The sequence below is a fragment of the Saccharibacillus sacchari DSM 19268 genome (assembly GCF_000585395.1).
Classification (GTDB): domain Bacteria; phylum Bacillota; class Bacilli; order Paenibacillales; family Paenibacillaceae; genus Saccharibacillus; species Saccharibacillus sacchari.
In genome coordinates this window covers 347,978-360,552 of the sequence record NZ_KK073875.1, presented here as the reverse complement: position 1 = coordinate 360,552, position 12,575 = coordinate 347,978, and the positions used below count along the sequence as shown (strand labels likewise).

The window sequence follows — 12,575 nt, the reverse complement described above, 5'->3', positions numbered from 1 at the left end:
GAAAAAAGCCGAGAATATGACGAAGGTTATTTGTACAAATTACACCCTCATATTATAATGGAAAGTGAATTTGGGTACGGGAGCGTGCGAAACAAGCAATTACGCCTGTCCGACAGGCAAACGCATGCGCCACAGACTTAAGACTGGTATTTGGAGGTACGTTTTGAACCCACTCAGAACCGCTTACACCGTTCCCGAAGAACCCATCAGTTTGATGCGATGGGTGTACAAGTTCGCTTTACCGGGCGTGAAGGACGCACTCGGGGGCTGGAGAGATCGCGCGGCGACCATTCCCGATCCCGAACTTCGAACCCAAGCGCTGGCGAGCATCGCGGACAAGGAATTTCATTGTCAGGGCGGCTCGGTCTATGCAGCAATCAACTCGGACAAAAAAGACGTACTGATTCCGCTGATCGTAGCCCTTCAGACCATCAGCGACTATCTGGACAATTTGTGCGATCGAAGCACGTCGCTGGACCCGGAAGATTTTCGTCTTTTACATAAGTCCATGCTGGACGCGGTCGATCCGTCCGTACAGCCGGAAAATTACTATCGCTTCCGTGACGAACAGGAGGACGGAGGGTATTTGAATGTCCTCGTGACCACCTGTCAGGAAAATATCCGGCAGCTGCCCGGTTATGCCCATGCCCAGCCTTATGTGCGCCGTTTGGTCGGTTTGTACGGCGATCTTCAAGTCTACAAGCATATCGCCCCCGAGCTGAGGGAGCCGTCGCTAACGACCTGGAGAGCCGAACATGCCGATCTGGCACCTGATTTGCATTGGAACGAATTCGCCGCTGCCACCGGTTCGACGCTCGGCATGTTCATGCTTTTTGCCGGAGCGAGCCGTGACGATTTCGATGAAAAAGCGGCAAAATCGGTCTACGAGTCGTATTTTCCTTACGTCTGCGGGCTCCATATCATGCTCGATTATTTGATCGATCAGGAAGAGGACCGCGTCGGAGGGGACCTGAATTTCTGCAATTACTATGATAGCGGGGAAGACATGCTACAGCGCGTCGAGTTTATCGTGGGCGGGGCGCGCCGCGACGTGGCCGGGCTTCCGCATGCCGCTTTCCACCGCATGGTGATTGAAGGACTGATTGCTTTGTATCTGTCCGACCCGAAAGTAAGCCAACAAAAAGATGTGCGAACCGTGTCTAAACGCTTGATGAAGAAAAGCCCGCTGACTCGCCTGTTCTTTTTCGTCAACAGTGTATGGATCCGCAAACATAAGCAGCATTAACAAGGGGGAAGTAATATGTCAGCAGTAAAAAAAATCGCAGTATTGACCAGCGGAGGAGACTCCCAGGGAATGAACGCCGCCCTTCGCGCCGTCGTGCGCAGCGGACTTTATCACGGAATCGAGATTTTCGGTATTCAACGCGGCTATCAGGGCCTGCTTAACAACGATATTTTCTCGATGGATCTTCGCAGCGTCGGCGATATCATTCAACGCGGCGGAACCGTGCTTCAATCCGCCCGTTCGAAAGAGTTCTATACCGAAGAAGGCCAACGCAAAGGCGCGGAAATCCTGCGCAACTACGGAATTGACGGCCTGGTCGTCATCGGCGGCGACGGTTCATATCAAGGCGCGAACAAGCTGAGCAAGCTCGGCATCAATACGATGGGTCTTCCGGGCACGATCGACAACGATATCTCCTTCACGGACTACACCATCGGTTTCGATACGGCCGTAGGCGTGGTTGTCGACGCAATCAACAAGCTGCGCGATACGATGTCGTCGCACGAACGCGCTTCCGTCGTTGAAGTCATGGGTCGCCATTGCGGCGATATCGCGCTGCATGCGGGTCTGGCTTCGGGCGCGGAAACGATTCTCGTTCCTGAAGTCCCTTATGATCTGGATGAAGTCGCGCAGCGCATGACGCATAACTTCGCGATGGGCAAACGTCACAGTATCATCGTTGTTGCGGAAGGCGCAGGCAAAGGCGATGACATCGCGACCGAATTGTCGCAGCGCTCCAAGCAAATCGATGCGCGCGTAACCGTGCTGGGCCATATCCAACGCGGCGGCACGCCGACTCCGTTCGACCGTAACCTGGCAAGCCGTCTGGGCGACTTCGCGGTACGCTCGCTGATCCGCGGCGAAAGCGACAAAGCTTGCGGCATCGTCAAAGGAGAGCTGACGCTGACGGATATCGACAAGGTCGTCAACACGCGTCCTACGTTCGATCACGAGATGTACGAGCTGGCTCTGCGCTTGTCGCAGTAATCGGTTCGTCCAACGAAACCTTTGCTCCGAAGCGGCAGCCGTTCTGCCGTTTTGGATGGCGAAGGTTTCTTTTTTTTCACAGAACGGGTAAGTGACAACGAGGCAAGCCATTCGGCATGAAGGAGGTGCGGCATATGATCACGATCGGGTTGACCGGTTGGGGCGATCACGATTATATCTATGCGACGAAGGAAGCGGCGAAGCAGAAATTGGTCACGTACGGGAAAATGTTCGGAACCGTCGAGGTGGACAGTATGTTTTATGCCGTGCAATCGAAGCGCAATATGGAAAAATGGGTGCAAGAGACGCCGAAAGACTTTCGTTTCGTCGTCAAAGCTTATCAAGGAATGACCGGACATTCGCGCGGGAAAATCCCGTTCGACAGCGAGACCGAGATGTTCGAAGCGTTCAAATTGTCGATCAGCACGATGCAGCATGCGAACAAACTGAAGGCGGCATTGTTCCAATTCCCGCCTTGGTTTGATTGCACGCGGGAAAATGTAGCCAAGCTGCGCGAGGTGCGCGAGCGGATGGAAGATGTGCCTTGCGCGCTGGAGTTTCGCCATCAGAGCTGGTTCCAACCGGCGATGCGCGAACGGACGCTCAAATTCATGCGCGAAGAACGTTGGATTCACAGCGTATGCGACGAACCGCAAGCAGGCGTCGGTTCGGTCCCCATCGTGGAAGAAGCAACGGATGATCAACTGACGATCGTGCGCATGCACGGTCGCAACGTATCCGGTTGGCAGTCGTCCAATCAGCCCAACTGGCGCGAAGTTCGCTACCTGTATCGCTATAATACGCAGGAGCTGGAAGAATGGGCAGAGCGGCTGCGCAGACTGGAACAGCAATCGAAGGAAGTCGTGATCATTTTTAACAACAACTCCGGAGGCGATGCGGCAGAAAATGCGCGCGAACTGATGGCGATTCTGGGGCAGAATGTGCCGAAGCTTCTTGGCGAGGACGAGCCGGAGCAGTTGGATTTATTTTGATTTCGAAAAAAAGGCAGCTCCGAGCGTCGAACGTGACGACGCGGGAGCTGCCTTTTTGCATGAAGGAGCGGCATATGATTAAAGCGGACCGAAGTCCATATCCAGTAAAACTTAACCGTTTAAGAAAGCGTGGACGATGCAGGGGAGCTGCCGTGCATCCTTTGAACCTTGAACAAGCGCAGCAGTAACAGAACAGCCCCGACAGCCAGACCCGCGATCAATCCGATCCAGTAGCCGAACGGACCGAACGAGGTGTACGCGGCCAACACGAATCCGAGCGGAAGTCCGATACCCCAGTAAGCGATAAGCGTGATGAAAAAAGCAGGAGTCACGTCTTTGTATCCGCGCAGCGCGCCCTGGATCGGCGTTGCCAAAGCGTCGGATAACTGGAAAAAGATCGCATAAGCCAAAAATTGCACGATCAATGCGGTGACGGCAGGATCGGTCGAATAGATCAACGCGACTTTGTCGGCAAACAGCAGCAGAACAACCGCGGTGACCAGAGCCATCAGTACGGCGGAACCGATTCCGATAAAGGCATACTGACGGGCGTCCTTGCGCCGTCCTGCTCCCGCTTCGTAGCCCACAAGAATGGTGAGCGCCATGCAGATCGCCAGCGGAATCATATACAGCGTCGAAGCGAAGTTGATTGCGGCGGAGTGCGCAGCGACAGCGTTGGTTCCGAAACGATTCATGAGCAGCGTCACCGCCGCGAAGATGGACGTCTCGAAAAAGGTCGCGAAGCCGATCGGAATGCCGAGCTTCAGCAATTCCCCTTGCTTGGCCCAAGAGATGCGATGACGTTTGCGGAAAAAGCCATGGCTGGCAAATGGTTCGAAGCGGTGCATCACGATAAGCGCGATCAGAAAAATGACCCAATAAGTAACGGCGGTCGCAACGCCTGCGCCGACGCCTCCCAGCTTCGGAAAGCCGAAATTACCGAAGATCAGCAGGTAATTGAGCACAAGTTGCACCGGAAGCGAACAGAGCGTAATCGCCATGGAGACGCGCGTCTGGCCCATTGCGTCGATACAGCCTCGAAGAACGGTATAACCGAATAACGGCACGACGCCGAACGCCAGGCATAGCAGGAACTTATACGCCGTATCCGCGACTTCGGCCTCGGCATTCATGAATCCGAGCGCAGGCTTAAGCAGCAGGCCGCCAATCAGAAGCACCGCTGCGGAGAACAGAAGCGACAAGATCAATCCCTGGAACAGATTGAAACGGATATCGCGCTCCCGCCCCCCGCCCATAAGCTGCGAGACGATCGGCATGATTCCGTTCAACACGCCGTTTAGGCCCGTCTGGATCGGAATCCATAGGCTGACCCCGATCGAGACTCCCGCTTGGGCGGCCGGGCTGACGTGTCCCGTCATGCTGGTATCGAAAAAGGCCATGGCGGACAGCGCGATTTGCGTGATGAAAATCGGAAGAAAGACGACGAGAAACTGTGCGAATTTTTGCTTGAAGCTTGAAGCGGCATGCATCGGTTGGCAGATCCTTTCAGATAACGATAATGGCGCCCGAAACGGACGCAGGCAAAAACCCGGCCGTGGCAGGCCGGGCTGTTGCCGCGCGTTTGCGTCCGCATGAACGTATCGCTCGGTAAAGTTGAGGTTGGACAATCAGTCCTTCGGACCGTAATTGGCGTCTTTGGTGTAGCGGTTGGAGGCGTTCCAGAGCAGATACTCGTCTACGCCCATATCGGCCATGGCCTTGATTTGCGCATCCACTTCGGCTTTGCCGTACTTCGTATAGTGGCCGCTGCCGAGCCAGCTTGCGGTAAAGTCTTGAATCCACGGACGCACGATCGGACGCTGCGATTCGTCTTCGATCTCGTCGAGCTTTTTGAACGTGTCGACCATCGAGCCTTTGATCGTCACGTAAGGTTCTTTGTCCGGGTCTTTCGCGCCGAACCAGCCGGTCGAGTAGTGACTCGGATAGACCATCGGCGCGATAACGTCGACGTTTTCCGAAATTTTGGTGAAGTCTTGCCCGATGCCGTCGGCAGCCGGAACGGAGGCCGCGTAGCCGAAGATGTCGACGGAGACGCGGACGCCGAGCGGCGCCAGTTCTTTGCGCGCGTATTGCACGAATTCGGATACGGCTTCGGTACGCGATTTGTCGCCGTCTTTTTCGTATTTGAGCGTGTCGGCGCGTTTCTCGAAGCCTTCCGCGAAGCGGACGTAGTCGAACTGGATTTCTTTGAATCCGAGCGCCGCGGCTTCTTTGGCGATTGCGACGTTATAATCCCAGACTTCCTTGCTGTACGGGTTTACGAACGCGTCGCCGCCGCCGTTTTTCCATACTTTGCCGCTGGAGTCCGTGAAAGAAAGTTCCGGATGGTTTTCAGCCAGCACCGTGTCTTTGAACACGACGATCCGGGCGATCGGGTAAACGTTGTGGTCTTTCAACTTGGTCATCAGCGCGTCGATGTCCGGAATGAACTTTTGCGCCGTGCCCATTTTCAGCAGTTCCTGATTTTCGGTTTTGTACGTTATGTACCCCAAGTCGTCTTTGATATCGATAACCATCGAGTTAAGACCGGTATTGTCAAGCAGATCGAGCAGTTCGGTCATTCTTGCGCCGCCTGCGCTGTAAGCCGTAGCATAAATGCCTTTGACCTTAGGCGCGTCGGGTTGCGGATCGATTTTGATCGGAGGGTTGTCCGCATCGATGACCACGCTGTCTTTTTGAGCCGTCAGCGTACTGAGATTCCAAGCCGATTCGACCGCGACCGTGATCGGATTGGCATTAATCGGTTCTGCGGGTGCGCTTTCGGGGTTGTGGCTGCTTACCGTGAGAGCCAGCAGGCTCCATAAGATATCCATGATTGTATTCTCTCCCTCGTCTGTAGGTGATTCTCGGCTGCGAAAGCCTTTACCAGTATAGCGTTTTTCTCATCAAGTGAGGCAACAAATTTGTCACGAATGCCTGATTATTCCGGGAAATGCAAAATCCTCTTCATTGCCGGAAGACACACCTTCAACCTTTAACCTTCCGAAGAAGCGACGAATCTACTAGCGTTGGCAAGGTACTGCGATTTTGTCAATGCTCATATGTAGGGCCGCCCCTTCCCTAAGGAAGAGAGCGGCCTATTGGAAGAACTTATTGAAAAGACTCAACCCAATACCTTGTCAAAGCTGATCGTTAATGCAAAACTTCCGGCGACTGATGTTCGAGGATGCTGTGATGGATAATGTCAAGCGCGTCTTCGGCTTCGAGAATTCCCAGGCCGTCACGAAGGACGATCACGGAATCCAACTCTTGCTGCTTCAAGAACGAAAGCATGTCGGGGTACCATTTCATCACGATTTGTTCAAGTTTTACGGCTTCCATTTCCATAGTCGTCACCCTTTCTTTTCCGGAATCGTGCGTCATTGTCTGACTCGAATACCTGCGAAAAGCGAACCATGAAGTTGGTACGGGGTTATTATATCACATCGCGGTTATGTTCGCGAAAGAAGCGTGTGGGAGGGGGCTGCGGGGGGAATTCGTTCAAGGCGCTGTCTCACTTGGAAAACTGGATTGAAATTTAAGATGTAGGTTTTCCAAGTTCAAAGGCGCCTTTCACTGAATTCCCCCCTCCGCCCCCCACGCTCCGCAGCTTTCAAAACCTTGAAAGGATCTAATGAACTTTTGTTTGCGCAGTTTTTATGAAAAACTACACCACAAAAAAAGAAGCGCCTGTAAAGGCCGCTTCGGTCTTAAGGAAGTTCTTGAGCGGGCTTGCCGCACAAGGGCGGAGGATCAAGTGCAGTGCAGGAGCGCCAGCGATCGCCTTTGAAATCGGGAAGCCTCATTACATTCAGATCAAGCTTCCCGATTTCAACACGCGACCGAAACGCACTTGATCCTCCGCCCGCCAAGCGGCGTTCCCCAGCGAACAGGACTTTCCCGAAGCCGAAAAAAAGGCTTCACACAGAGCGCTTCCGAAACGAGCCCATTACGCCTACGGTTTCGACGATGTTGACGAAAGCGAGAGGGTCGGCTTCTTTTATGATGCGTTTGAGTTCGGCCAGCTCGTAGCGCGTGGTAACCGTCATCAGCATGTCTTTTTTGGCATGGGAGAACGCGCCTTCGGCTGGGATGCGGGTAATGCCGCGTTCGATCTGGAGCAGGCGTTCCAACATTTTGTCCGTATCGTTCGTCACGATGAACAAGGTAACTTTGGTGTGGCTGATATGGATCATGTCGACGACTTTTCCCGTGATATAAATGGAGACCATCGACAGAAGCGCCAGGTTCCAATCGTTTTGAAGGTAACCCATCGCAACGATGACCAAGCCGTTCATCGCTACAAGCACATTTCCGACCGGGAAATCGCGATAACGCGTGACGATAGAACCTAGAATGTCGAAGCCGCCGCTTGAGCCGCCTACGCGGAAGGAAATGCCCGCGCCTACGCCAACTAACACGCCGCCGAATACGGAGGACAGGATGGGATCGGTAGCGACCATGCGCTCGGGCACGACGGTAATTAATACCGTAACAGCGGCAACGGATACGATGCTGAGCAGAATGAAGCGTCGCCCGAGCAGGAACCAACCGGCGATCAGCATAGGGACGTTATAAACGAAATACAGCACGCCGATGGAGATCGGGGTAAAGTAGCCGGTCAGCATGGATAAGCCGGATACGCCGCCGCTGAGCAGTTGATGCGGAATCAAGAACAGGTTAAAGCCGGCCGCGATTAATAAAGCCCCGACGACCGTTGTTACGATATGACCGATACGAATAAACAAACCTCACCACTCCTGAAAAAGAAAATGAAAAAACAAGAACGAAAATGAAAATCGTGAAAAAATGTGACAATCCGTTGAAAGGTTTACTGGCTTTTTTATAGTCGCTTATGCTATAATGATTTAGATGTTCTTGAGTAGATCTTTCTCGTTTCCGTAACCGTCAGCGGCTGAACGGAAGAATCACGAGTTAAAGGATAAACGGTATATAATATAGCTTCAGCTTTTCAGCTTCGGCGTTGAAGAAGCTCCTCCCTTGTCCAAGTAGGTGCGGAAAACTTGGTGTCATCAGCATATGAGGAACCCTTCGGTTATCGATCGGTTGCGGCTACTTAAGAATACAGAATACGAAAGCAGATTGTCCATAAGCAAAGTGGCGGTCCGCTTACAATAAAAGGAGCATGAATCTATTGGCAAATTTTGTAGACTTCGATTTGGAACCAAAGGTATTACAAGCAATCACGGAAATGGGCTTTGAAGAAGCAACACCGATCCAATCGCAGGCGATTCCAATCGCCCTGAGCGGAAGCGACATGATCGGACAAGCTCAAACGGGTACAGGTAAAACGGCAGCTTTCGGCATTCCGATGATCAGCAAGATCGCCCGCGAAGAAGAAAAAATCTCGGCACTGATCATGGCGCCTACCCGCGAACTCGCGATTCAGGTTGCCGACGAAATCGAGAAGCTGGCACGTTTCAAAGGACTTCGTTCTTTGGCAATCTACGGCGGACAAGATATCGTTCGTCAGATCCGCGCGCTGAAAAGAAAGCCGCAAATCATCATCGGTACGCCAGGACGTCTGCTTGACCACATCAACCGTAAAACGATCAAGCTCGACGACGTTCAAACCGTTGTATTGGATGAAGCGGACGAAATGCTCGACATGGGCTTCATGGAAGACATTCAGTCGATCCTGAAGCTGGTTCCGGAAGAGCGTCAAACGTTGCTGTTCTCGGCAACGATGCCTGCGAACATCAAACGTCTGGCTGAGCAATTCCTTAAAAACCCGCAGCATGTATCGGTTATCCCTAAGCAAATCAGCGCTCCGCTGATCGATCAGGCTTACATCGAAGTGCCTGAGCGTCAGAAGTTCGAAGCTCTGACTCGTTTGATCGACATGGAATCGCCAGAACTGGCTATCCTGTTCGGACGTACAAAGCGTCGGGTTGACGAATTGGCAGAAGCGCTGCAAAAACGCGGCTATTCGGCTGACGGCTTGCACGGCGACCTTTCGCAGAACCAACGCGATGCCGTAATGCGCAAATTCCGCGACGGCAGCATCGAAGTTCTGGTTGCAACGGACGTTGCGGCACGCGGTCTCGACGTATCGGGCGTTACGCACGTAATCAACTTCGACCTTCCGCAAGATCCGGAGAGCTATGTTCACCGGATCGGCCGTACGGGTCGTGCAGGTAAAGAAGGTAAAGCATGGTCGTTCGTAACGCCGCGCGAACTGGATCACCTGAACTTCATCGAACGCGTCACGCGTCACAAGATTACGCGCAAACCGCTCCCGACCATGAGCGAAGCGATCGAAGGCAAACAACGCATCTTGGCCGAGCGTCTGCTCGAAGTGGTACAAGACGGCGAGTTGAACGAGTACAAAGCAATCGCGATCCAAATGCTGGAACAGTACGATTCCGTGAACCTGCTGTCGGCTGCGATGAAGCTGATGACCGGCGAGAAGAAAGATGCCAAGGTCGAGCTGACTCCGGAAGATCCGGTTCGCGTGAAGCGTCGCAAACCATCGGGTAGCTACGGCGGCGCTCGTAGCGGCGGTGGTTACAAAGGCGGAAGCGGTAGCGGCTATAAAGGCGGCGGCTACAAAGGCGGAAGCAGCAGCGGCGGACGCAGCGGCGGTTACCAAGGCAGCCGTAGCGGCGGAACCGGCGGCTACAAAGGTTCGAAAGAAGGCGGATACCAAGGTCGCGGAGGCAAGTCCTCGTACCAAGGAGATCGTCCGGCTCCGAAGCGTGATAACTTCGAAGGTTAATTTTTAAGATAAGCAAAAGACGGCGCAGCAATGCGTCGTCTTTTTTGCATGGAGAAGAAGCAAGCTCGCTGACAACAAAACGTTTCGAAAGCCTTTTTGATAAGAGTGGTTTTTAGTGGATATAATCGGTATAATTGAACTATCAATATGGTGGTTTAGCGATTATGCGATTTTTGAGGAGGAATACCTGTTGGAATTTAGGGGGCTTACGGGGGGCATCTACCGCCTGACCGAGTGGATTATGAGGATCTCGGGAACGAATCTGCTCTGGGTGCTGTGTTCGGCGCCGTTTTTATTCATCTTGTACATGCGATTGGCGATCGACCCGCAGTATGTGAACGAAGCACTGACATTGAATTGGGCGTTAGGAATTCTGGCTCCGCTTACATTGTTCCCGGCGACTTCGGCGATGTTCACCGTTACGCGAAAATGGGTGATGGGGGAACCGGACGTCAAAATTTTCCGTACTTATTTTAGAGGGTACAAAGAAAACTACAAGCAAAGTCTGGTAGGCGGCATCTTCTATACGCTGTTGTTCGTGGTCATGTACGTGGATATCACGGTCTACATGGTGCAGTTCCGCAACATGCAGCTGTTCGGCATTCTGATGCTGATCCTGATGATTCTGCTATTCGTATCGCTGTTCAACTTCTTCTCTATGGTTGCCCATTACCATATGAAAATAGGCGGTATTCTGAAAAATGCGATTTTGCTTACGCTGCTGCGTCCGTTCCGCGTTTTCTCGACGCTGATCGGCGCAATCGCGGTCATCTATATTTGTTGGACGTATATGCCCGTGCTGTATGTGATTGCGGCGGGCAGCGTGATCGCTTGGTTTGCTTTCTTGAACTTCTATGCGACCTTCCAGAAGATGCAGGATCAGGCGAAAAAGCGGGAAGAGGAGCAAAATTCGAAAGGCGAGCCCGAACTGATCGAACTGGGCAAAGAGAAAAAAGAGAGAAAAGAAAAGTGAGCATTTTTTAACAAAAGAGCGCGGTAGAGTTTACATTGAGTGTCGTAAGCGCTATAATAACTCTACATCCTGCGATGTACGTTTCGGTCTTTCGTTGTTTTGAACCAATGATGAAGTCTCGGGAGATCTACATTAGGCGCCGCGATGAAAAGCCCTGTCTATATGACATGGGGACTTCAAAGCCCGTCTTGCGGTCACCCACCTGCGATAGCAGGTTCGAGACAATGTTACCGGACGGCAGAGCGGGATCTCTTTTTGTCCAAATCAGGGAGTGGTCAGTTACATAGGCTGAAGCGCCCTTTGTCCCGAATGGGATCAAGCGTTCTTGCGCCGGGGAAGTTCCCGGAGCGGGAACGCTTTTTTGCTGTGTTTTTCTTTTGTTATTAATCGAACAATGCTAAACTAGAGAATAGAATGAGGGTAACGTCAAAGGAGGAAAGATCTTGTCGTTTAAACGTACATTGATCGGAATCATTCGCAGCCAGGAAGGCACGAGTGATCGCGCGACCGATCCTAAAATGAAAACGAGATACTATAGCCTTTCCAGGGACAAAGCTTGGGAAGAAGTCAGCTCGACGCTGAAAAAGATTCCCGGCTATAAGGTACTGCATGAAGTGCCTAACGTGGGAGAAATCATCTTGGAGAAGCGTACGAAGTTCGGTCGGACGATGGATATCACCGTTTCGGTTCTGGCTGTAGGTCCGGTCAAAAGCGCTGTCGATATCTATTCGGCATCCCGTGGTTCTTTAGGTGATCTGGGTGCAAACTACCGTACGATTATAAGCTTGTTCACGATCCTCGACAAAAAATTGGCATCACATAAGACAACAGGGTAGTGGGCTAAGGCCATCAAATAGTCGCTTGGAGAAATATCAATTTTCGAAAAAATGGACAGCGCCGTTTTTCGGCTTTCATGTAAGCGTACCCGCTCCACGGAGTTCCGAGGGCGGGTACGTTTTTTCATGCTTATGTGTGAAGAACGGCGTATTACAGCAAAGCTTTTACGGCTGCAATCGCTTCTTCATAGTTCGGGTGTTCGCTCATTTCTTTCAAATATTCAACGTAAGTAATGCGATCATTCGCATCGAGTACGAAGATTGCACGCATGTCTAAATGGAATTCTTCGATTAGAACGCCGTAAGCTTCGCCGAACGAATGGCCTTTGTAATCGGACAGGGTGATCACTTGATCCACGCCTGCCGCTCCGCACCAACGGGCTTGTGCAAACGGAAGATCGGCGCTGACGGTCAAAATGACCACATTCTCGCCCAGATCGGCAGCTTCCGTATTGAAACGACGCGTTTGCGCATCGCAAGTGCCGGTATCGAGCGAAGGAACGACGCTAATCAGTTTCACTTTGCCGGAAAAGTCTTTCAGGGAAGCTTCCTCCAGCAGATTGCGGTTCAGCTTGAAGTCCGGGGCCGAATCTCCGACTTTCAACTCGGGACCGATCAGGGTGATCGGGTTGCCTTTAAATGTGGCGACGCCGGTTCTTTGTTGTGCCATTGTGAATAACCTCCTTGGATTTTCCTGCAAGTACGTGCTCATGACTGAGATCAACGTACGATAATCGGGATTTTGGATTTTCCCGTACGTTTTTATTATAATGTTTTTAACGGATTGTTTGCAAAAAAGAGA

11 protein-coding genes and 1 other RNA gene are annotated in these 12,575 nt (G+C 52.2%); 7 read left to right on the top strand and 5 right to left on the bottom strand.

The genetic code is table 11. The features are described from left to right. The first annotated feature begins 163 nt into the window (after positions 1–163). The 3 genes from SACSAC_RS01655 to SACSAC_RS01645 all read left to right on the top strand — a co-directional run bounded on the left by SACSAC_RS01655 (position 164) and on the right by SACSAC_RS01645 (position 3,225). Positions 164–1,246: a tetraprenyl-beta-curcumene synthase family protein gene (locus SACSAC_RS01655; protein ID WP_037282798.1), complete on the top strand. Its 1,083-nt coding sequence runs from the start codon at positions 164–166 to the stop codon at positions 1,244–1,246. Positions 1,247–1,261: 15 nt separating this feature from the next. Beyond that, positions 1,262–2,233, top strand: coding sequence for a 6-phosphofructokinase (gene pfkA / locus SACSAC_RS01650; protein ID WP_037282795.1), 972 nt, complete (start codon positions 1,262–1,264; stop codon positions 2,231–2,233). 134 nt (positions 2,234–2,367) lie between these two features. Then, positions 2,368–3,225 carry a DUF72 domain-containing protein gene (locus SACSAC_RS01645; protein ID WP_037282793.1) on the top strand — a complete coding sequence of 286 codons (858 nt, stop codon included), beginning with the start codon at positions 2,368–2,370 and terminating at the stop codon, positions 3,223–3,225. 119 nt (positions 3,226–3,344) lie between these two features. Here the strand turns inward: SACSAC_RS01645 and SACSAC_RS01640 are convergent, their stop codons facing one another. From SACSAC_RS01640 to SACSAC_RS01620, 4 genes are all read right to left on the bottom strand, one after another. Continuing rightward, the gene (locus SACSAC_RS01640; RefSeq protein WP_037282792.1) at positions 3,345–4,715 is read right to left on the bottom strand and encodes an MATE family efflux transporter; all 1,371 of its coding nucleotides are present in this window, start codon (positions 4,713–4,715) and stop codon (positions 3,345–3,347) included. A 138-nt stretch (positions 4,716–4,853) separates the two neighbouring features. Further along, positions 4,854–6,059, bottom strand: coding sequence for a putative glycoside hydrolase (locus SACSAC_RS01635; RefSeq protein ID WP_037282791.1), 1,206 nt, complete (start codon positions 6,057–6,059; stop codon positions 4,854–4,856). Between the two features lie 319 nt (positions 6,060–6,378). Next, complete coding sequence (locus SACSAC_RS01630) at positions 6,379–6,573, bottom strand: hypothetical protein (RefSeq protein WP_037282788.1); 195 nt, start codon at positions 6,571–6,573, stop codon at positions 6,379–6,381. Between the two features lie 572 nt (positions 6,574–7,145). Then, positions 7,146–7,973, bottom strand: coding sequence for a YitT family protein (locus SACSAC_RS01620; RefSeq protein ID WP_037282782.1), 828 nt, complete (start codon positions 7,971–7,973; stop codon positions 7,146–7,148). A gap of 464 nt (positions 7,974–8,437) precedes the next feature. Between SACSAC_RS01620 and cshA the strand changes: the two genes are divergently transcribed. The 4 genes from cshA (at position 8,438) to SACSAC_RS01605 (ending at position 11,773) form a co-directional block, all read left to right on the top strand. Continuing rightward, positions 8,438–9,964: a degradosome RNA helicase CshA gene (gene cshA / locus SACSAC_RS01615; RefSeq protein ID WP_425414830.1), complete on the top strand. Its 1,527-nt coding sequence runs from the start codon at positions 8,438–8,440 to the stop codon at positions 9,962–9,964. 190 nt (positions 9,965–10,154) lie between these two features. Next, positions 10,155–10,937, top strand: coding sequence for a YesL family protein (locus SACSAC_RS01610; protein ID WP_037282777.1), 783 nt, complete (start codon positions 10,155–10,157; stop codon positions 10,935–10,937). 63 nt (positions 10,938–11,000) lie between these two features. Next, positions 11,001–11,190, top strand: a non-coding RNA gene (gene ssrS, locus SACSAC_RS27460) — 6S RNA. 190 nt (positions 11,191–11,380) lie between these two features. Next, positions 11,381–11,773 carry a DUF1499 domain-containing protein gene (locus SACSAC_RS01605; RefSeq protein WP_037282775.1) on the top strand — a complete coding sequence of 131 codons (393 nt, stop codon included), beginning with the start codon at positions 11,381–11,383 and terminating at the stop codon, positions 11,771–11,773. 151 nt (positions 11,774–11,924) lie between these two features. Here SACSAC_RS01605 and tpx read toward each other — a convergent pair whose 3' ends face one another. Next, the gene (tpx, locus tag SACSAC_RS01600) at positions 11,925–12,443 is read right to left on the bottom strand and encodes a thiol peroxidase (protein ID WP_037282773.1); all 519 of its coding nucleotides are present in this window, start codon (positions 12,441–12,443) and stop codon (positions 11,925–11,927) included. Positions 12,444–12,575: the final 132 nt, after the last annotated feature.

What these genes read in the sequence shown, in the direction of transcription:
- pfkA (WP_037282795.1), top strand. Translation starts at nt 1,262, where the DNA reads ATGTCAGCAGTAAAAAAAATCGCAGTATTGACCAGCGGAGGAGACTCC.
- SACSAC_RS01630 (WP_037282788.1), bottom strand. Translation starts at nt 6,573, where the DNA reads ATGGAAATGGAAGCCGTAAAACTTGAACAAATCGTGATGAAATGGTAC.
- SACSAC_RS01645 (WP_037282793.1), top strand. Translation starts at nt 2,368, where the DNA reads ATGATCACGATCGGGTTGACCGGTTGGGGCGATCACGATTATATCTAT.
- SACSAC_RS01635 (WP_037282791.1), bottom strand. Translation starts at nt 6,059, where the DNA reads ATGGATATCTTATGGAGCCTGCTGGCTCTCACGGTAAGCAGCCACAAC.
- tpx (WP_037282773.1), bottom strand. Translation starts at nt 12,443, where the DNA reads ATGGCACAACAAAGAACCGGCGTCGCCACATTTAAAGGCAACCCGATC.
- SACSAC_RS01640 (WP_037282792.1), bottom strand. Translation starts at nt 4,715, where the DNA reads ATGCATGCCGCTTCAAGCTTCAAGCAAAAATTCGCACAGTTTCTCGTC.
- cshA (WP_425414830.1), top strand. Translation starts at nt 8,438, where the DNA reads ATGGGCTTTGAAGAAGCAACACCGATCCAATCGCAGGCGATTCCAATC.